At 63.3% G+C, this 20,485-nt stretch carries 17 protein-coding genes; 4 read left to right on the top strand and 13 right to left on the bottom strand.

Annotated elements, in window-relative coordinates:
- Positions 1 to 155: 155 nt before the first annotated feature.
- The 7 genes from LMTR3_RS05435 to ltnD all read right to left on the bottom strand — a co-directional run bounded on the left by LMTR3_RS05435 (position 156) and on the right by ltnD (position 10,726).
- The gene (locus LMTR3_RS05435) at positions 156 to 1,124 is read right to left on the bottom strand and encodes a helix-turn-helix domain-containing protein (protein ID WP_245319768.1); all 969 of its coding nucleotides are present in this window, start codon (positions 1,122 to 1,124) and stop codon (positions 156 to 158) included.
- A 476-nt stretch (positions 1,125 to 1,600) separates the two neighbouring features.
- Positions 1,601 to 3,301 (bottom strand): methyl-accepting chemotaxis protein, encoded by a 1,701-nt coding sequence (locus LMTR3_RS05440; RefSeq protein ID WP_065744070.1) that lies wholly within the window; start codon positions 3,299 to 3,301, stop codon positions 1,601 to 1,603.
- 212 nt (positions 3,302 to 3,513) lie between these two features.
- A complete protein-coding gene (locus LMTR3_RS05445; RefSeq protein ID WP_065744168.1) occupies positions 3,514 to 5,541 on the bottom strand; it encodes a methyl-accepting chemotaxis protein in 2,028 nt (675 codons plus the stop codon).
- A gap of 248 nt (positions 5,542 to 5,789) precedes the next feature.
- Positions 5,790 to 7,481: a methyl-accepting chemotaxis protein gene (locus LMTR3_RS05450; protein ID WP_065744071.1), complete on the bottom strand. Its 1,692-nt coding sequence runs from the start codon at positions 7,479 to 7,481 to the stop codon at positions 5,790 to 5,792.
- A 178-nt stretch (positions 7,482 to 7,659) separates the two neighbouring features.
- Positions 7,660 to 8,937 (bottom strand): 3-oxo-tetronate kinase, encoded by a 1,278-nt coding sequence (otnK, locus tag LMTR3_RS05455; RefSeq protein WP_065744072.1) that lies wholly within the window; start codon positions 8,935 to 8,937, stop codon positions 7,660 to 7,662.
- Positions 8,934 to 9,716 carry a 2-oxo-tetronate isomerase gene (otnI, locus tag LMTR3_RS05460; protein WP_065744073.1) on the bottom strand — a complete coding sequence of 261 codons (783 nt, stop codon included), beginning with the start codon at positions 9,714 to 9,716 and terminating at the stop codon, positions 8,934 to 8,936. Before otnI ends, otnK begins: the two co-directional genes overlap by 4 nt.
- A gap of 26 nt (positions 9,717 to 9,742) precedes the next feature.
- Positions 9,743 to 10,726: an L-threonate dehydrogenase gene (gene ltnD, locus LMTR3_RS05465; protein WP_349643790.1), complete on the bottom strand. Its 984-nt coding sequence runs from the start codon at positions 10,724 to 10,726 to the stop codon at positions 9,743 to 9,745.
- 51 nt (positions 10,727 to 10,777) lie between these two features.
- Between ltnD and otnC the strand changes: the two genes are divergently transcribed.
- Complete coding sequence (gene otnC / locus LMTR3_RS05470; protein ID WP_065744074.1) at positions 10,778 to 11,437, top strand: 3-oxo-tetronate 4-phosphate decarboxylase; 660 nt, start codon at positions 10,778 to 10,780, stop codon at positions 11,435 to 11,437.
- 83 nt (positions 11,438 to 11,520) lie between these two features.
- Here otnC and LMTR3_RS05475 read toward each other — a convergent pair whose 3' ends face one another.
- The 6 genes from LMTR3_RS05475 to LMTR3_RS05500 all read right to left on the bottom strand — a co-directional run bounded on the left by LMTR3_RS05475 (position 11,521) and on the right by LMTR3_RS05500 (position 17,144).
- Positions 11,521 to 12,225, bottom strand: coding sequence for an ABC transporter ATP-binding protein (locus LMTR3_RS05475; RefSeq protein WP_065744075.1), 705 nt, complete (start codon positions 12,223 to 12,225; stop codon positions 11,521 to 11,523).
- On the bottom strand, positions 12,209 to 12,940 hold the full coding sequence (locus LMTR3_RS05480) for an ABC transporter ATP-binding protein (RefSeq protein WP_065744076.1): 732 nt from the start codon (positions 12,938 to 12,940) through the stop codon (positions 12,209 to 12,211). Before LMTR3_RS05480 ends, LMTR3_RS05475 begins: the two co-directional genes overlap by 17 nt.
- Positions 12,937 to 13,944, bottom strand: coding sequence for a branched-chain amino acid ABC transporter permease (locus LMTR3_RS05485; protein WP_065744077.1), 1,008 nt, complete (start codon positions 13,942 to 13,944; stop codon positions 12,937 to 12,939). The genes LMTR3_RS05480 and LMTR3_RS05485 overlap by 4 nt, the downstream gene beginning before the upstream one ends.
- A complete protein-coding gene (locus LMTR3_RS05490) occupies positions 13,944 to 14,822 on the bottom strand; it encodes a branched-chain amino acid ABC transporter permease (RefSeq protein ID WP_065744078.1) in 879 nt (292 codons plus the stop codon). The genes LMTR3_RS05485 and LMTR3_RS05490 overlap by 1 nt, the downstream gene beginning before the upstream one ends.
- A gap of 167 nt (positions 14,823 to 14,989) precedes the next feature.
- The gene (locus tag LMTR3_RS05495; protein WP_065744079.1) at positions 14,990 to 16,240 is read right to left on the bottom strand and encodes an ABC transporter substrate-binding protein; all 1,251 of its coding nucleotides are present in this window, start codon (positions 16,238 to 16,240) and stop codon (positions 14,990 to 14,992) included.
- Positions 16,241 to 16,322: 82 nt separating this feature from the next.
- Positions 16,323 to 17,144, bottom strand: a complete 822-nt coding sequence (locus LMTR3_RS05500) for a putative hydro-lyase (RefSeq protein WP_065744080.1) — start codon at positions 17,142 to 17,144, stop codon at positions 16,323 to 16,325.
- A gap of 120 nt (positions 17,145 to 17,264) precedes the next feature.
- Here LMTR3_RS05500 and LMTR3_RS05505 point away from each other — a divergent pair, with 120 nt between their 5' ends.
- From LMTR3_RS05505 to LMTR3_RS05515, 3 genes are read left to right on the top strand one after another with little or no spacing between them, the layout of a single operon-like run.
- A complete protein-coding gene (locus LMTR3_RS05505) occupies positions 17,265 to 18,182 on the top strand; it encodes a LysR family transcriptional regulator (protein ID WP_065744081.1) in 918 nt (305 codons plus the stop codon).
- A gap of 56 nt (positions 18,183 to 18,238) precedes the next feature.
- Positions 18,239 to 19,489 (top strand): Zn-dependent hydrolase, encoded by a 1,251-nt coding sequence (locus LMTR3_RS05510; protein ID WP_065744082.1) that lies wholly within the window; start codon positions 18,239 to 18,241, stop codon positions 19,487 to 19,489.
- Positions 19,490 to 19,516: 27 nt separating this feature from the next.
- Positions 19,517 to 20,434 (top strand): NAD(P)-dependent oxidoreductase, encoded by a 918-nt coding sequence (locus LMTR3_RS05515; protein ID WP_065744083.1) that lies wholly within the window; start codon positions 19,517 to 19,519, stop codon positions 20,432 to 20,434.
- The last annotated feature ends 51 nt before the right edge of the window (positions 20,435 to 20,485 follow it).

The following is a 20,485-nucleotide window of genomic DNA, read 5'->3' on the forward strand; positions in this document are numbered from 1 at the left end:
GACGAGCCGGATCGTTGCGAACGATGGGCTCCTGTGGCAAAGCCACAGAGCGGCACTCATGCCTTCAACGTTCCATACGATGGTTAATGGGGGACTAAGCCGACACCGCTCGAGGAACTGGTAGTATTACGGAAGCGCGGCGCGCTTTACCGGCATCATGACGGCTCGCTCGTCTGCTTGCGCGCTGCCGACAGCGTCTGCTGCGGCGTTTCGCCAAACAACTCGCGATAGAGCGCGGTGAACTCGCCCATGTGCCAGAAGCCGTTCACCAGCGCGACCGCCTTCACCGACTGCACCGATGCGCCGCGCACCAGTTGTTGTCTAACATTCCACAGTCGCCGCAGCCGCATGTAGCGATGCATGCTCATGCCGCGAATGGCAACCACGGCGTTATGCAGCGTCCGCACCGAGACCCCGAGTTGCCGCGCCACGTCGGCGCTGTACAACGTCTTGCCGGCGCTGTCGGCCACGAACTCGTCGAGCTTTCGGACCAGCGCCAGATAGTGGCTCAGACTGAGGCGCTTGGCTTCGGGTGTGGGCGATGCCGCAGCCATTGCCAGATCGACCGCCTGCAAAATCGATTCTTCAACGTGCTCGATCACGTTCGGCTGTGCGAAGCTATCGGGCGAATGCGAAGCCAGCGTCAGGACATCGCGAACCGTCACCCGGAGTGTTTCGCATCTATCCGGCAGCGTCGCGATCAATTGAGCACTATCGGCATCACCTGGCCAGCCGCGATCGTCGATGGAAGCAAAATTCACAAGCGCCACCAGATTGGCCTGCTGTTCCACGATCTCGCACGTCGCGGTGCCCTTGACCAGGAGCAAGGCCGGCGCGCGGGCTTCAACGCCGTTGATGATCAGCGAAGCCGCATCGTCCATCGTGAAGCCGACGATCGCACCGGTCGTGGAATACTGCATCTGCAGAATTCGAGGGAACGTCCGCTGCAGATGGACCGAACAGGACTTCAGCTTCAACGAGGCGAAAGCGGCGGCGAAGTCCTTGGCGTCGATCGGAATGCTCTTGGCATCGCCCAGTGCTTCGATGTTCCGGAAACGATCGACGTCCAGAGACCGGCAAACCTTTACGAATTCAGATTCAACTAGTTCATCAAGCAACGACACGCGGCGGTCATCCGAGTCATCGGTAGCGATCGTCGCAACAACGAAAAAGAACGCTAGCCGGGATTGAGAAGGATCGTATGCGTCAACTTGACGATGGCGGGTGGGTGCCTCGATGCGCCTCCCCTTTGGATGAAGCGTGTTGAGTCCCGGCCGATCTTCATTGACGCAGAACACATGGCAGTCTTCCGGCATCAGACCTTCTGAAGACCTTCTGACATCAGATCGTCACGATGCCTCTGCGTCTTACCACTTTTTCCCGACTACGAAAGTTCGTTCGCCGCATTTTGTCCCAGTTTCACTCATTGCGATTGATCGGCACGTACCGCAATCTCAACTTTACGATCTAGGGATGTCTCCCGCTCCTCCTGCAGCCGAAAAACCGACTGCTCATGGCAATTCGCGTTTCTGATTCGGATCGCCAGCGATCGCGAAGCCGGCATCAGGAACCGGCTTCGAACCGAATAGTCGGTGCGAGATCAGGCCGCCCGCACGGAATCGAGGAACCGGCCGACCTCGAGCTTGAGGCGGTTCGAGTCGCCCGACAGCGATTGCGCCGCCGCAAGCACCTGCGAAGACGCCGATCCGGTTTCGCTGGCGCCACGCTGCACGTCGGTAATGTTGGACGACACCTGCTGGGTGCCCATGGCCGCCTGCTGCACGTTGCGGGAGATTTCCTGCGTCGCGGCGCCCTGCTCTTCCACGGCCGCCGCAATCGTCGACGAAATCTCCGACAGCTTCTCGATGGTGCCGCTGATCGCCTGGATCGCGTTCACGGATTCCTGGGTAGCGGCCTGGATGCCGGTGATCTGCTGGCCGATTTCGCCGGTGGCTTTTGCGGTCTGCTCGGCCAGAGCCTTTACCTCGGAGGCCACGACCGCGAAGCCGCGGCCCGCCTCGCCGGCGCGCGCCGCCTCGATGGTGGCGTTGAGCGCAAGCAGATTGGTCTGGCCGGCGATGGTGTTGATCAGTTCGACGACGTCGCCGATGCGGGTTGCCGCCTTCGACAATTCGCTGACGCGGTCATTGGTCGTGCGCGCCTGCTCCACGGCGTCGTTGGCCATCCGCGCCGATTCCTGAACCTGACGGCTGATCTCGGTGACGGATGACGCCATCTCTTCGGTGGCCGACGCCACCGACTGCACGTTGGTCGAGGCTTCCTCGGAGGCCGAGGCGACCGTTGTCGCAAGTTCCTGCGCGCGTTCCGCGGTCGACGTGAGCGTACCCGCCGACACCTCGAGTTGGCTGGATGCCGACGACACGGCTTCGACGATCCGGCCGACTGCTGCCTCGAAATCGTCGGCCATCTTGCTCATATCCGCCTTGCGGCTCGCCACGGCGCGGGTCTCGGCCGCATGCTGCTCGGCCTCCAGCGACTGGCGGGCGATAGCATTGCTCTTGAACACTTCGACAGCCTTTGCCATCTCGCCAACCTCATCGCCGCGTCCGACGCCGGGCACCTCGACGGCAAGGTTGCCGCCCGCGAGATCGTTCATCGCAACCGTCATCCGCTGCAGTGGACCGGTGACGCTACGCGCCACGAAGATCGACACCACGAGCGTAAATAGCAGGACTACGCCGGCAACGATCAGCGAGCGCTGGGTCGAGGCCCAGGTCTGCGCCGTCAGGTCGTCGATGTAGACACCCGTGCCGACGACCCAGTTCCACGGGGCGAAGCCGACCACGTAGGACAATTTCGGCTGCGGCTTGTCGAAGCCGGGCTTCGGCCACTCGTAGGGAACGAAGCCGGAGCCATTCTTTCTGACGGTATTGACGAAATCGACGAACAACAGCTTGCCGTTGGGATCCTTGTAGGCCGAAAGATCGTTGCCATTCATCTCCGACCTGATCGGATGCATCACCATTTTCGGATGCATGTCGTTGATCCAGTAATAGTCGTTGTTGCCGTACCTGAGCGTCGCGATCCGCGCCATCGCCCGCTTCTGGGCATCGGCGTCGGAAACGCCGCCCTTCTGCACCGCGGCATGCTCTTCCTTGATGATGCCGAGTGCGACATCGCCGAGGTGGCGCAGCTCGATCTGCTTCTGCTGGTTCAATCCCGATGCCAGTTCGCGCGAATCGAGAAAGGCGATGCCCAAGAGCCCGGCAAAGCTCAGGCAGATGAGGGCATAGATCTTTCGGCCAACCGTCAGCTTGGCCCGGCTTATCATTCCAAACATGCTTCATCTCCCACGCGACGACGGCGGTCGTGCGCCCCACTGCGCGGAATCGTATATGTCAGGCGCTTTCTACCCGTTAATTTTGCACTCAGTAGATATACGGGGTTTTAACCACACCCGCGGCCAGCGCGTCCCGCCACAGTTCCGAACGGCAAAAGGCCCGTCCCTGGTTGAGGGGCGGGCCTTCCTAGGTCTCGCGGCCTGCCGGCTGCTTATGCCGCCCGCACCGAATTCAGGAACTTGCCGACCTCGAGCTTGAGGCGGTTGGAGTCCGACGACAGCGACTGGGCCGAAGAGAGCACCTGCGTCGAGGCCGATCCGGTCTCGCCGGCCCCGCGCTGCACGTCGGTGATGTTGGCGGAGACCTGCTGGGTGCCGCGGGCCGCCTGTTGCACGTTGCGGGAGATTTCCTGGGTTGCGGCACCCTGCTCTTCCACCGCGGCCGCAATGGTCGAGGATATTTCCGACAGCTTCTCGATCGTGGAGCTGATCGCCTGGATCGCACCGACGGACTCCTCCGTCGCGGCCTGGATGCCGGTGATCTGCTGACCGATCTCGCCGGTCGCCTTCGAGGTCTGTTCCGCCAGCGCCTTCACCTCAGATGCCACGACGGCGAAGCCGCGACCGGCGTCGCCGGCACGGGCGGCCTCGATGGTGGCGTTGAGCGCCAGCAAATTGGTCTGTTCGGCGATGGTGTTGATGAGTTCGACCACCGCGCCGATGCGGGCCGCCGCCTTCGACAATTCGCTGACCCGGTCATTGGTGGTGCGGGCCTGATCAACGGCCTCATTGGCCATCCGCGCCGATTCCTGAACCTGACGGCCGATCTCGGTGATCGACGACGCCATCTCCTCGGTGGAAGAGGCCACCGACTGCACATTGGTGGAGGCTTCCTCGGAGGCCGCCGCAACCATAGTGGTCAATTCCTGGGCACGTTCGGCAGTCGTCGTCAGCGTGCCGGCGGCGGCTTCGAGTTGGGTCGATGCCGACGACACGGTCTCGACGATATTGCCGACCGCACCTTCGAAATCGTCGGCGAGCTTGATCATCTCGGCCTTGCGCCGCTGCGCCGCGATCAGATCCTGCTGAACCTTGGCTTCGGCTTCCTCGCGCGCCTTGTGCTCGGCATTCTCGCGAATGACGGTCACCGTCTTGGCGAGATCGCCGATTTCGTCGCCACGGTCGGCGCCGGGAATCTCGACGTCGAGATTACCGCCGGCCATCTCGCCCAGCGCACCGTTCAGCCGCGTCATCGGACGCGCGACCCCGAGGAAGGAGAATGCCACCGAGGCGATCAGCGACGCGACGACGATGATCGCCATGATCAGGTTGATGCGATTGGCGCGCTCGGTATCGGCCATGACCTCGTCCTTGGAGGTCTTGGCATCCTTTTGCGCGGCCTCAACGGTTGTTTCCATCAGGTCGGCGACATCCGCGGCGGCCTTGACGGTGCGGTTGGCGATGATGTCGTTCTTGACCTGCTCGGTCTTTACCGCTTCCTCATTGGCGGCCAGGAAGCGCTTGACCGTCGAGGAAAGGTTGCTGACCACGACCAGCAATTCCCGGTCATCGGCCTCGCCGCGCAGCTTGTTGAACACGTCCTTCAGCGAGGCCTCGGTCTTGGCCATCTCCGAGACCAGGTTGGCATCGCCGGTTGCGCCGAGCTTCCAGGCGGCAGCCCGCAACGCGTTCACCTTTCCATCGGCCTGAAACAGCAAACGCTCGATCTCGAGGCGGTTGTCCAACTTCGCCATGGCCGGCAACTTCAACTGGGCATCGACCGCCTTGGTCCATTCTTCCGAGATGACCGAGCGCTTGTCGATCTGCGCCAGTAGCGTGATCTGCGCCTTGGCGAGATCTTCCACGGCGGCGGTAAAGCCATCCATCAAAGCCTTGATCTTCTGCAGCCGCTCCCTGGCGTCAGGCCGCTGCGCGGTTGCGAGCGCAGCGTCCAGCTCCTTCGCCCCACTCGCCTTGTAGCGCTGCAAATCGGCAATGGTCTTCTCGACCTCGGCGGAAGTCCTCGCCAGCCTGACATTGCCGGCCGCAAGCTGAATCTTGCGCAGGTCGATATGGGCGGAGAGCGAGTTGTCGGCCACCCGTTGCGACCAGGTGGCGCGCTCGCTGGCTTCCTCGATCCTCGATTCGGTGACCATCTGGTTGGCGACCATGCCGATCGCCAGCAGGACGCCGACCGCCCCGGCCAAGCCCAGTTTGTATCCGATACGGTTGAGCTTGATCATGTCGACGACCCCAATTTCTTCTGAATCAGTTTTCCGGATGCGGAATTTACGACGCAAAGGAACCGGCAACCTTCGCGGGCGAATCCCGAAAGATACGGCGCAGCGTAGCGGGGACCGGTTAATTTCCGCTTGCGTGAAATTACGGACATCCAGCCGGGTTGTGGGGCTGCTAACTTCGCGCCACACGCGAATAGGCCCGGCGCGCCTTCCGCGAGCCGGGCCCTTCGTCGACGGTCGGCCGGTTGTCAGGCTGCCCGGACCGACTCCAGAAACTTGCCGACCTCGAGCCTGAGGCGCTGGCTATCGCCCGAGAGCGACTGTGCCGCCGACAGCACCTGCGAGGAGGCTGCACCGGTCTCGCTGGCGCCGCGCTGCACATCGGTGATGTTGGTGGAGACCTGATGGGTGCCGCGGGCGGCCTGCTGCACGTTGCGGGAAATTTCCTGGGTCGCGGCGCCCTGCTCTTCCACGGCGGCCGCAATCGCCGAGGAGATCTCCGCCAGCCTTTCGATGGTGCCGCTGATTTCCTTGATGGCGCTAACAGAATCCTGGGTCGCGCCCTGGATGCCGGCAATCTGCTGGCTGATCTCGCCGGTGGCTTTTGCTGTCTGTTCGGCCAGCGCCTTGACCTCCGACGCCACGACCGCAAAGCCGCGGCCGGCCTCACCGGCGCGCGCCGCCTCGATAGTGGCGTTGAGCGCGAGCAGGTTGGTCTGGCCGGCAATGGTGTTGATGAGTTCGACGACGTCGCCGATCCGGCCCGCTGCCTTGGACAATTCACTGACCCGGTCGTTGGTGACGCGGGCCTGACCGACTGCGTCGGTCGCCATCCGCGCCGAAGCCTGCACCTGGCGGCCGATCTCGGTGACCGAGGAAGAAAGCTCTTCGGTCGCAGAGGCCACCGACTGCACGTTGGCGGAGGCTTCGCCGGAAGCCGAGGCCACGGCCGAGGTCAGCGTCTGCGAGCGCTCGGCGGTCGCCGACAGCGTGCCGGCCGACGCTTCGAGCTGCGTCGAAGCCGAAGATACCGTCTGCACGATCTCGCCGATCAGGCTTTCGAAGTTGCGGGTGATGCCGTCGACCCGCCGGCCGCGCTCGATCTTGGCTTCGGCGTCGGCGGCGGCAGCCTCGTCGGCGGCTTTCTTCGCAATCAGCGCTTCCTTGAATATCTGCAAGGTATCGGCCATCGCGCCGATTTCGGTTTTCTCGCCCTGATGCGGCACTTCCGCACTCAGATCGCCGTTACCCAGCGCCTGCATCGGCGTGACGATGGAGGCAATGCCGCTCGAGACGTCGCGAACCAGATAGACGCTGATGCCAACACCGATGATGACGGCGGCGCCGAGGATCAAGGCAAGCATCATGAGAGCGGCGGTGTAGCTGTCGGCCGCCTCCCTTGCCGCCTTGTCCGCGCCGGCATTGTTCAGGTCGATGCTCTTCTTCAGGACGGCGTCGGCATCGAGGCTGATCTTGTTGATGGTCGTGGTATTCAGGTCGTGGGCCTCGGTCGGGATATTCCCAACCGCCTTGCGCGACAGTTCCATTACCTCCTGGGTGCCCTTCCGGTATTTGTCCCACAGCCTCGACCATTCGGCATACAGCGCACGTTCCTCCGCCGAGGCAATCAGCGGCTCGTACGCCGCGCGGATCTTGGTGTTGTTCTCGATGACGGCGGCGAGCGTTTTCTCCATCGCGAGCTTCTCTTCCAGCGTCTCGGACAGCATGTGCTCGCGGATCACGTTGCGGTAGGTGATGGTGCCGGCGCGCAGGTCGCCCAGCACGCGGATACTCGGCATCCAGTTGGTGGCGATATCGACCGTGTTGGCGTTGATGGCGCGCATGTTCTTCACCGCGAGCAGACCCATGCCCGCCATCGCGACGAGCAGGAAGGCGACCACGGTGATGATCTTGGTGCGGATCGAATAGCGGGCGAGCATGGGTGGAATCTCTTGATTTTGGGCGCGCGGGACGCCGTCTGGGAAAAGGCCCGGAATTTGGAAGGAAGGATGCCTGGCGGATATCAAACCCGACGCTTCCTCAGGTTGAGTTAATTCGCGTCCGTACAAATACCTACGCGACAGTTCTCACCAGGAAATGAATGTCGGCTTGACGCGATCAGCGCATCAGCTTCAAGGCATCGGAGAAAAATTCCGCCCCGCCGAAATTGCCTGATTTCAGCGCAAGCAGCATCTCGCCGTCCTCGGCGCCGACCGCGCGCAAGACCGGCACGCCTGCAGCGATTTCTTCGCCGACGAGAAAGCCCGGAATCCGCAGCCGATCGACGACGGCGCCCGAAGTTTCACCACCGGCGACCACCAATCGCCGCACGCCTGACCGCACCAGGCCTTCGGCGATATCGGCCATCGCCTGCTCGATGGCATGTCCGGCTGCATCGCGGCCATGTCGAGATTGCAGAGCTGCAACCTGGTCCGGCGTCGAACTGCTGGCGATCAGGATTGGACCATCGCTGATTCGGTCGCTCGCCCAGGCCAGTGCGCGGCGCGCCTCTGCCGGCCCCGCGATTATCTGCTCGGGATCGAGATGCAGCACGGCCATGGTCTTTTCGGCATTGGCAATCTGCGCCAGGGTCGCCTGCGAGCAGCTCCCCGCAAGGCACGCAGCCGGTCCGCCGACCGGCGTGCCGGACACCGCGCTCGCGGAAGCCGCTTTGACCTTGCCGGAGGCAACCAGCGCCCGGGCAAGCCCGAGGCCAATGCCGGATGCGCCGACGGACAGCCGGTGATCCAGCGCGACGGCGCCGATGGTTTCCAGATCGCGGTGAAAGACCGCATCGATGATGGCCGCGCCGATCCCCTTTCCCGCCAGCTCCGCGAGACGTCCGCGAACCGCCTCCGCGCCGCGCGTGAGGGTCGCGAGATCGACCAGCCCGACCTGCGTCCGGCTCTGGCGCGCCAGCACCCGCACCAGATTGGAATCACGCATCGGGTTGAGCGGATGATCCTTCAGCGGGCTTTCGTTCAGCGGCACGGCCCCGACGAACAGGTTGCCTTGATAGACGGTGCGGCCGGTTTCCGGAAAGGCCGGCGTCACCAGCACGATCGCCTCGCCGGAGTCGGCGCGCAGCGCGTCCATCACCGGGCCGATATTGCCGGCGTCGGTGGAATCGAAGGTCGAGCAGATCTTGAACAGCACGTGACCGGCGCCGCGGGCGCGCAGCCATTTTTCGGCGGCGCGCGAACGGTCCACCGCGACGCCGGCCTCGATCGAGCGGCTCTTGAGCGAGATCACGACCGCATCGACCTCCGGCAGCGCCAGATCGTCTGATGGCACGCCGATGGTCTGCACCGTGCGCAGGCCCTGACGCGTCAGCGTGTTGGCGAGATCGGAAGCGCCGGTGTAGTCGTCGGCGATACAGCCAAGGGATAGTTTCACGGCTTTGCTCCGGCATAGGGCTTGAACCAGCCGAGGCCATCGGTGGTTTTGCCGCGCGGGTTATATTCGCAGCCGACGAAGCCGCCATAGCCGAGCCGGTCGAGTTCAGTGAACAGGAACGGATAGTTCAGCTCTTCGCCGTCAGGCTCATTGCGCGAGGGAATGCTGGCGATCTGGACATGGCCTGTTATCGGCATCATCTCGCGCAGCCGCATGGTGACGTCGCCGTGGATGATCTGGCAGTGATAGATGTCGAACTGCAGTTTCAGATTCAGTATCTTCAGTTCGGTGATCAGGTCGCGCGCGAACGAAAAATCGTTGAGAAAGTAGCCGGGCACATTGCGCGGATTGATCGGCTCGATCACGACGTCCAGCCCATGGGGCGCGTAGAACTCGGCTGCCCATGCCACCGACTTGTAGAATTGTTCGACGGCCTTCGTGCTGCTGCGATCGGCGATTCCCGCCATCAGATGCAGCCGCTTGACGCCGGTCGCCTTCGCGTAAGGCAGCGCGGTCTCCAGGCTTCGCTTGAGATCGTCAAAGCGCTCCGGCAATGCGGCAAAACCCTTTTCGCCGGCGTCCCAATTGCCCGGCGGCAGATTGAACAGCGCCTGCGTCAGACCATTGCGCTTCAGCCGTTCGCCGACAGCCTCGGCCGGATGATCATAGGGAAACAGGAATTCGACCGCGGTGAAGCCCGCTCTTGCCGCCGCATCGAAGCGGTCGAGGAACGGGACCTCGGTGAACATCATGGAGAGATTGGCGGCGAAACGCGGCATCGAAGGTCCCCTTCTTGATCTTGCTCTTACTTCGGCTCGCCCGGCAGATGCGTGCCGGTGACTTTTGCATACATGCGCGCGACCGAGGCATCATCGTCGCGGCCCATGCCGGCGGCCGACGTCATCAAAAACATCTGCAAGGCGGCAGCGGAGACCGGCACCGGGAATTTCGCCGAACGCGCCATGTCCTGGATGATGCCGAGATCCTTGACGAAGATATCGACCGCGCTGCGCGGCGCGTAATCGCCGTCAAGCACGTGCGGCATGCGGTTCTCGAACATCCAGGAATTGCCGGCGGACGCCGTGATCACCTCGTAGACTTTTCGGATGTCGAGGCCCTGCTTGGCGGCGAATGCGATCGCCTCGGAAGCGGCGGCGATGTGCACACCGGCCAGCAACTGGTTGATCATCTTGAACGCGGCGCCCTGGCCGGCGGCGTCACCGAGCTCGTAGAGCTTTGCCGCCATTGCGTCCAGCGCTGGCCGTGCCTTGGCAAACGCGGCCGGACTGCCGGATGCGAGGATGGTGAGCTCACCCTGCGCCGCGCGCTGCGCGCCGCCGGAGATCGGCGCGTCGAGGTAGTGCCGGCCGGTTTCTTCCAACTGTTTGGCGAGACGCCGCGCGACATCGGGGTCCATGGTGGCGGAGGAAATGAACACCGCGCCTTTCGCCAGCGTTTCCGCAACGCCGCTGGCGCCAAACAGGATGGTCTCGGTCTGGGCGGCGTTGACGACGACGCTGACGACGATGTCGGCCGATTTTGCGGCTTCCGCCGGCGTTACCGCGCCCTTGCCGCCATCGGCGACGAACCGCTTGACCGTGTCAGCCGAAACGTCGCACCCGGTGACCTCTAGCCCCGCGCGGCGCAGCGAGGTCGCCATGCCATAGCCCATCGAGCCCAGCCCGATGACGGCGACGCGCGGTTTCGCGGATTCTGGCATGCGGCGGTTCCTCGATGGTTTCTGTTCAACGGCCCATTCGGCCGGCGGCTTGGCGTCCTTGCGTATCACGGCTTGGCCGCGCTGCCAAAGCGTGAGACAAGGCGGAAAAGAGGTCGGTCCATGAGCGAAACAAGGCTCCGCGAGGAAATCTGCCGCTTCGGCCGCTCGCTGTTCGAGCGCGGGCTGACGCCGGGATCCTCCGGCAATATCAGCGTGAAGCTCGATGACGGCGGCTGGCTGGTGACGCCGACCAATGCCTCGCTCGGTTTCCTCGATCCGGCCCGAATGTCGCGGCTCGGGCCCGACGGACGGCTGGTATCCGGCGACGCGCCAACCAAGGAAGTGCCGCTGCACACCGCGCTCTATCAGACCCGCAGCGCCGCGCGCGCCGTGGTGCATCTGCATTCGACCCATTCGGTGGCGCTGTCGATGCTGCCCGAGATCGACCCCCGCGCCGCGCTGCCGCCGATGACGGCCTATTACGTGATGAAATGCGGGCACACTGCGCTCGTACCCTACTATCGCCCCGGCGATCCGGCCGTCGCCGACGCCATCAAGGGACTGGCCGGGAAGTACTCCTCCGTGCTGCTCGCCAATCACGGCCCGGTGGTTTCGGGCGACACGCTGGAAGCGGCGGTGTTCGCCATGGAGGAACTGGAGGAGACCGCGAAGCTCTATCTGCTGCTGCGCGGATTGAACCCGCGGTATCTGTCGCCGGCGCAGGTGGAGGATTTGACTGAGGTGTTCGGGTTGACGCTGCCGGAGAACGGGCACTCGTAGGATGGGTAGAGCGCAGCGAAACCCATCATCTCTCCGCGCAATGGAATTGATGGGTTTCGCTTCGCTCTACCCATCCTACGGCATCACAGCCCCAGATAGGCCCTCCTTACATCCGGATTGACGCTGATCTCCGCCGCGCTGCCCTGCATCAGCACGCGGCCGGTTTGCAGGATGTAGGCGCGGTCGGCGATTTCGAGGCATTCGGACATGCGCTGTTCGACGATCAGCACCGTCATGCCGGCGTCGCGGATGCGTTTGACGGCCTGGAAGATTTCATCGACCAGCTTTGGCATGATGCCCTGCGACGGCTCGTCGAGCATGAGTAGCCGCGGGCGCGTCATCAGGGCGCGGCCGATCGCCAGCATCTGCTGCTCGCCGCCGGAGAGCGTTTCGGCGCGCTGCTCCAACCGCTCTTGCAGGCGCGGAAACAGCTTGAACACGAGATCAAGCGGTGCCTCGCGGTTCGCTTCGCCCCGATAGAGGTAGCTGCCGAGCCTCAAGTTGTCGCGCACCGAGAGACGCGGAAACAGCCGGCGGTTTTCCGGCACATAGGCGATGCCGCGCGAGGTGATGATGTGCTGCGCCATGCCGTCGATGCGGGTGCCGTCGAACGACACGCTGCCGGAGCGAGGTCGCTCGGCGCCCGCAATCGATTTCAGCAGCGTCGACTTCCCGGCGCCGTTGGCGCCGGCGACGCAAACGATTTCGCCCTTTGCCACCTCGATCGAGACTGCCGAGATCGCGACCAGCCCCTGATAGGCGGTGGTGACTTCATGCACCGACAGCATGACGGTCTCCCAGATAGGCGGTGATGACTTTCGGGTCGCGAACCACGTCCGCGGGCTTGCCCTCGACCAGCACCTTGCCGAGATCGAGCACGATGGCGCGGTCGACGAGCGGCATCACGATTTCCATGACATGCTCGACCATCAGCACGGTGACGCCGGTATCGCGCACCTTGCGCACCAGTTCGACGCCGGTCTTGGCTTCGACCGGCGTCAGGCCGGTGAGCACCTCATCCAGCAGCAGCAATTTCGGTTCGGTCGCGAGCGCACGCGCCACCTCGAGCCGGCGCTTTTCGGACGGGACGAGATCGCTGGCCAGCACATTGGCGCGCGGACCAAGGCCACAAAACTCCAGCACCTCATGCGCCTTGCGGCGGGCATCGCGCATCACGGTGGTGCGGACCAGCGCGCCGACGATGACATTGTCGATCACGGTCATGGTCTCAAAACTTTTCACGACCTGGAAGGTGCGGCCGATGCCGCGCTGGCAGCGCTCCGCTGCCGGCAATGCGGTGACGTCCTCGCCGTCAAAGATGATCGAGCCTTGGGTCGGCGGCAGCACGCCCGCGATCAGGTTGAACAGTGTCGACTTGCCGGCGCCGTTCGGGCCGATCAGGCCGACGATCTCGCCGCGCCCAACCGAGATCGAGACGTCGCTGTTGGCGATCAGGCCGCCGAAGCGCTGCCAGACGCCGCGCGTTTCCAGAAGAGGCGTCATCGGACAGCCTCCTTGCGCTTGGCCGCAGACAGTCCTGCAAGGCCTTTGAACGAAAACAGGCCGATCAGCCCCTGCGGCCGCGCCAGCGAGATCGCGATGATCAGGCCGCCATAGACGATCAGGTCGACACCGCGACCGGAGCCCCCGACATAGGACCGCGTCAATTCGGTGAGCGGGATCAGGATCACCGCGCCCAGCATCGGACCCCATAGCGTGCCGATGCCGCCGAGCACCGCAGGCAACGCCATCAGCAGCGAGAACTGAAAGCCCATGACGCTCTCGGGATCGATAAAGTAGACGAACTGCGCATAGAAGCTGCCGCCGATGGCGACCAGGAATGCCGATACCGCCGCCGCGCCCATCTTGGAATTGAACACGTCGACGCCGAGGCTTTCAGCGGCTTCCGGATTGTCCTTCACCGCGCGCCACCAATAGCCCCATTTGGAATCCTCCAGCCACCAGGTGACGAACCAGGCGACGCAGGCAAGCGCCAGCGCGAAGTAGAAGTATGGCAGCTTGCTGCGTGGGAACTGGAATTTCAGCCAGCTATCGCCACGCGCCGGGATTTCGATCCCCATCGCAGCACCAGCCCAATCCCAGTTGTGGAACAGCAGCAGCCCGATCTCGGCAATGACGATGGTGGCGATGACGAAGTAGTGCCCGCGCAGCCGGAAGCAGGGATAGCCCAGCGCCATCGCAATCAGCGCGGAGATCACGCCGCCGCCGAGCATGCCGAACCATGGCAGCACACCGAACTTGGTAAACAGCAGCGCGGTGGTATAGGCGCCAAGTCCGAAGTAGAGCGCGTGGCCGAGCGAGATCTGCCCGCAATAGCCGGAAAGGATATTCCAGCTTTGCGACAACGCACCCCACATCAGCGTCAGCACCATGATGTTCTGGACGTAAACGTCTTTGACGAACAGCGGAACGGTGGCCGCAATCGCGGCGAGAACACAGGCAACGATGAGGTCGCGGCGGCGGCGTTCTGCGAAAGCGGTATCCATCACATCGATCCGAACAGGCCGCGCGGCCGGACAAAAACCACAAGGAGATAGACGGCATAGATGCCGACCGCCTTGAGCGACGGCGGCAGCAACATTGCGGTCGTGGCCTCGACGAGGCCGACGATGATGCCGCCGGCGAACGCACCAAACACGCTGCCAAAGCCGCCGAGCGCCACCGTCACATAGGCAATCAGCGCAAACGAGGCGCCGACATCGGGATAGATGTAAAAGAAGATCGCCATGACCGCGCCGGCGAGGCCCACCAGCGCCGCGCCGAGGCCCCAGCCCAGCGCAAACACCTTGTTCTTGTCGATGCCGACCAGCGCCACCGCGCCGGCATCCTCGCGGGTCGCTTCCAGCGCGCGGCCGAAATCGGTGCGGTTGATGAAGAGATAGAGCGCGCCGAACGCTGCAATCGCCACCAGTGCCCCGACCAGTTGCGGCACCGGCAGGTAAATCCCGGCGATCGAGACAGTTTTGCCGCCGAGCCAGGAATGGGTGACGCTGCGATAGTCGGGCGTGAAGAAGTATTGTGCCAGGCCGCGCATGACGATGGCGAGGCCAAAGGTCGAGAAAATCTGCACCATGCCGGCATTGGCTTTCGCGCGCACGGCAAAGCGCACAATCAATAGATACACGACGGCCCCGAACACGAACAGGGCGGCGGCGACCAGCGGTGCCGACAGCAAGGGATCGATCGCAAAGAACACGAACAGGAAGAACGTCGCGTACATCGCGATCATCAGGAATTCGCCATGGGCGAAGTTCACGACGTCCATCAGCCCGAAGATCAGCGCGAGGCCGACGGCGATGAGGCCGTAAAGCAGGCCCATGAGCAGGCCGCTCGCCAGGCTTTGGATGATGGTTTCGGCTGTCATGGGTATGCCCCCATCGCACGTCGTCCCTGCGAACGCAGGGACCCATAACCACCGGAGTTGCATTTGAAGGAAGGGCGTGAGGCCACGATGAAACCGATGCTCCCCGGCGTATGGGTCCCTGCGTTCGCAGGGACGACGCTGCGTTTGTGATGTCTCTCCAGAAGGCGTCAGCCTTTCTTCATCGGCCAGACGGCTTCGGCGATGGCGGCCTGCGGCGGGAAGATGGTGACGAACTTGCCGCCGATATATTGCAGCAGCACCGGGTCGGCGTCGTTGTTCTGGCCCAACTCGTCGAACTTCACGCGCTTCCAGGGCATGATGGTCTGCTCGCCCGGGATGTCGGTGGCGACCAGCGCCTCGCGGATCTTCTCGCCGTCGGTCGACTTGGCGCGATTGATGGCGTCCGCCATCACCAACAGCCCCATGAACTGGCGCGAGGTGAGGTCGTTAAAATCCTTGCCCGACTTCTCCTTGAACATGGCGTTGACCTTGCCGACCATCGGCCGCTTGGCGGCGAGATCGAGCGAGAAGCTGCCGCGCGAGATCACGCCTTCGAGCTTGTCGCCGACCGCATCATACAGCGCCTTTTCGGAGAAGCCGGCGTTCTGCGCCACGATCGCGTTCGGCTTGTAGCCGAGCTCGGCCATGGTCTTGACCAGCAGGATACCGTCGGTGGTGTAGCTCGAGGGCATCAGCACGTCGGCATTCGCCGTCTTGAGCTGCTGTACTTCCGCCGACAAGGACGGCGAGTTGGAGCGGTACTTGATGTCGGAGATGACCTTGTAGCCACGCTCGGAGGCCAGCTTGAGCTGGGTGTTGGCGGAGTCGGTGCCGAAAATGGTGTCCTCGTGGAACAGCGCCAGCGTGTCGATCTTGGTGCCCTTCTTCTTCATCGCATCGAAAAAGTTGAACATCGCGGCCGAGAACATCTCGTCATGCGGCGCGGCGCGGAAATAGAATTTGAGGCCGCGCTTGTGCAGGCTCGGCGAGGAATTGTCTGCCGAGATGAACGGGACCTGGTAACGCTCGCAGATCTGGCTGACGGTGACGGCAACCGCGCTCTGATAGGTGCCGATGACGGCGCAGACTTTTTCCTGGGTGATCAGGCGCTCGGTCTCGGCGCGGCCCTTCTGCGGATCGGCCTGATGGTCGGCGAAGACGAGGCGGATCTTGGCGCCGCCGAGGCCGGGTAATCCCTCGCCCTTCGCAAGCGGCAAGTCGAAATCGTGATTCTTGTTGATGATGTCGAGCGCAGTCTCGAACGACTTCTGGGCGTCGACGCCCATCTGCGCACTGGCGCCGGAGAACGGATAGATGACGCCGATCACCACTTCGGACGTTTGGGCGCGAGCGGCGATCGGGCCGAGCGCAGCGGCAGCAGTAGCTCCAAGCAAGACGTTACGGCGCGTGATGTTCATGGCGATATCCTTTGTGGGTCGGCAACTATCGATGAAACGGGCGAAGGGTACGGTAAAGCCTCAATGAGCAGCACGGGCTGCATCAAAGCACGGCAAGCGCTTTGTTCCTGAGATCGGTCACCAGCATCAATCCGGGCGCATGCGTGATCGCAAACGGCACCTTGGCGGCTGCGATCACCGATTGCGGCGTCACGCCGCAAGCCCAGAACACCGGAATTTCGTCGGCCTCCACCGGCACCGGATCCCCGTAGTCGGGTTTGGCGAGGTCGGCGATGCCGATCGATTGCGGAAGACCGATATGGACCGGCGCACCGTGCACCGACGGAAAACGCGAGGTAATCTGTATCGCGCGTATCGCATCCGCCGGCTTGAACGGCCGCATCGTCACCACCATTGGACCGGCAAACGGACCAGCAGGGCTGCAGGCGATATTGGTGCGGAACATCGGCACGCGCACGTCGCGCTCGATATGGCGGATCGGGAGACCTTCCTCCAGCAGCGCCTCTTCGAAGGAGAACGAGCAGCCGAGCACGAAGGCGACGAGATCATCGCGCCAGTGCGCCATGATGTCGGTCGGCTCTTCGACGATTTCGCCGTCGCGCCAGATGCGATAGCGCGGCAGGTCGGTGCGGATATCGAGATCGAGGCCGAGCGCGGGAATGCGGGGGTCGCCGACGTCGGACATGCCGATGATCGGGCATGGTTTGGGATTGAGTTGACAGAACCGGTGAAACGCGGCCGCTAACTTCTCGGGCAGAATCGCAAGATTGCCCTGGACGAAGCCGTTGGCCACACCCGCTGTGTGAGTAGCCATGCCGTTGCGGCACGCATGCCGGGCTGCCACGCTGGGCGATAAATCTGGCCTATCGCGGCCCGTAGTTTCCGTCCTCGCCAAGCCGGTCATCGTTGTCCCCGCTTCCATTCTTATCGACATCTACTCCCGCATATGGCTATGATAATGTCTAATCGTCTTTTCTAATCAAATTCGATAAATACTAATTATCAACCTGCGGGCCGAGGGTGCATGACTGATTTCAAGGCAATTGAGACTTTCATGTGGGTGGTGACGCTTGGCAGCTTTCGCGGCGCGGCCCAGAAGCTGAACACGACGCAGCCGGCGATTTCGCAACGGATCGCCCAACTCGAGCGCGAGGTGGGCGTGAAGCTCTTGCAGCGCGACCGTCGCATGGTGCTGCCGACGCCGAGCGGACGGCAATTGATGGTCTATGCCGAGAAGCTGATCGGGCTGCGCTCGGAAATGCTCGCCGTGGTCGGCGATCGCTCGGCGATGCGCGGCGTGCTGCGGCTCGGTGTCGCCGAAACCATCGTACACACCTGGCTGCCGCAACTGATCAAGAGCGTCAATTACGCCTACCCCAACCTCTCGCTCGAGATCGAGGTCGACATCACCTCGAATTTGCGCAACCGGCTGTTGGCGCAGGAGATCGAACTCGCCTTCGTGCTCGGCCCGCTGACGGCGCCGATGGTCAACAACCGGGCACTGTGCGATTATCCGGTGGGTTTTACGGCCAGCCCCTCGCTCGGCCTCGGCAAGCAGGAACTGACGCTGCACGATCTGGCGAAGTTCCCCATCATCACGTTTTCGCGCCGTACCCAGCCCTATGAGATCGTGCGCTCCCTGTTCAACCGCCCTGACCTGCCGCCGATACGGCTGCATGCCAGCGCCTCGCTCGCAACCGTGATCCACATGGCGATCGAAGGTCTCGGTATCGCCCTGATACCGACTGCGATCGTCGAGGACGACATGGCAAACGGGCGGCTACAATTGCTGTCGACCAATCTGGAGTTGGCGCCGCTGACGTTTTCGGCAAGCTGGCTCGCCTCCCCCGACACGGTCGCGGTGGAGCGCGTGGTCGAACTTGCGGCCAGCCTGGCCCGCGGCGGCGTCATTGTTGACGCGCCGCCGCAGGCGCGTCATTGAAATGACCGAACAAGAACGAATAATCGCGCCTGCCACCTGATCTCCCGGAACAGTGCATGACCAAGATCGGCTCCAATCTGCAAATCGATTCTGCCCGCCTGTGGGGCACGATTCACGAAACCGCCAAATTCGGCGCGACACCGAAAGGCGGCGTGCGGCGGCTGACGCTCGGGCCTGAAGACAAGCAGGTGCGCGACTGGTTCCGCGAGCGGTGCGAGGCCGCAGGGCTGGAAGTGCATGTCGACGCGCTGGGCTCGATGTTCGGCCTGCGCAAGGGGCGCGACATGTCGAAGGCGCCGGTTGGGCTCGGCTCCCACCTCGACACGCAACCGACTGGCGGCAAATATGACGGCGTGCTCGGCACGCTGGCGGCGCTGGAAGTGGTGCGCACGCTCAACGACGCGGGAATAGAAACCGAGACGCCGATCTGCATCTGCAACTGGACAAACGAGGAAGGCTCGCGGTTTGCGCCGGCGATGATGGCTTCCGCCGCATACGTCGGTGATTTCACCACCGACGACATTTTGTCGCGCAAGGACGCCGAGGGCGTCACGGTGGCGGAGGCGCTCGACAGCATCGGGTATCGCGGTGACGCGCCGGTGGGTCGCCAAAAATTCTCCGGCTTCGTCGAGCTGCATATCGAACAGGGGCCGATCCTGGAGGCCGAGAACAAGACCATTGGCGTGGTCGATTCCGGCCAGGGAGTTCTGTGGTACGACGGCAAGATCACCGGCTTCGAGAGCCATGCCGGCTCGACGCCGATGCCGCTGCGCCGCGACGCGCTGGCGACGCTGTCGGAAATCGTGCTGGCGATGGAAGCAATCGCCAAGAAGCACGGGCCGAAAGCGGTCGGCACCGTCGGCGAGGCGGTGATCGCCAATCCCTCGCGCAACGTCATTCCCGGCGAGATCGCCTTCACGGTGGATTGCCGCAGCGCGGATGCTGCCATCATGGACGCGCTGGACAGGGATTTGCGCGACGCGATTGCCGAGATCGCGGCGCGACGCAAGGTCGACGTCCAGTTCGACCTGATCTGGCGCAAACCGCCGACCCATTTCGATCCCAAGCTGGTGGATGCGGTGGAGAACGCCGCAAAAATGCTCGGCTATTCGCATCGCCGCATCACCTCCGGTGCCGGCCACGACGCCTGCAACCTCAACACCGTGATGCCGACCGCCATGGTGTTCGTGCCCTGCAAGGACGGCATCAGCCACAACGAGCTCGAAGACGCCACCCAGGCCGATTGCGCGGCGGGCGCCAACGTGCTGATGCATACCGTGCTGGCGCTGGCCGGCGTCGCGTCCTGATATCAAACCAAGAAACGGGGGAATGCCGTGCGCGGAGTTTTCGTCGACGCCAATGAATCGCTGGCCGTGATCTTTGAGCGGCTTCAGAACCCCGGCGATCCCGAGGTGCGGATCAACCGGAATCCCGATATCACCTCGGATCAATATCCCGGGATACTCGACGGCGCCGAGATCGCGATCGTCGATCACACCGCGCTGCCGATCGATATCGCGAAGAAATGCACGGGGCTGAAGCACGTGGTGTTTCTCGGCACCGGCGCACGCAGCTACATGAATCCGGAAGAGCTCGCCGAACTCGGAATCCAGGTCCACCTGATCAAGGGCTATGGCGACACGGCGGTCGCCGAATGCGCTGTTGCGCTAATGTGGGAAGGCGCGCGCGGACTTGCGAAAATGGATCGCGGTATCCGGGCCGGCAATTGGCTGCGCGATGACGGCATGCAACTGACCGGCAAGACGCTCGGCCTGATCGGCTTTGGCGGCATCGCCGCGGAAGTGGCGCGGATCGCGATCGGCTCGGGCATGCGCGTCGTCGCCTGGAACCGGTCGCCGAAAAAACATCCGAAAGTCGAGTTCGTCGATCTCGACGAACTCTTGACCGAGAGCGACGTCGTCTCGATCCATCTGTTGCTCAACGACGAGACACGCGGCCTGATCTCGCGCGCCTGCATCGAGGCGATGAAACCCGGCGTCATCCTGATCAACACCGCACGCGGCGCCATCGTCGACGAGGAAGCGATGATCGAGGCGCTGAAATCGGGCCAGATCCGCCATGCCGGCCTCGACGTCTTCAACATCGAACCGCTGCCGGCGGATCATCCGCTGACCAAACTGCCGAACGTGACGCTGTCGGCGCATTCGGCGTTCCGCACGCCGGAAGCGAGCGAGAATCTGATGCGCGCGGCGTGGGAGCATTGTCGAAGGATTGTTGTGAAGGGGAAATAGCCCTCTTCCTTCTCCCCTTGTGGGAGAAGGTGGATCGCTGACGCGCAGCGG

The sequence above is a fragment of the Bradyrhizobium sp. LMTR 3 genome, assembly GCF_001693485.1.
Taxonomy (GTDB): domain Bacteria; phylum Pseudomonadota; class Alphaproteobacteria; order Rhizobiales; family Xanthobacteraceae; genus Bradyrhizobium.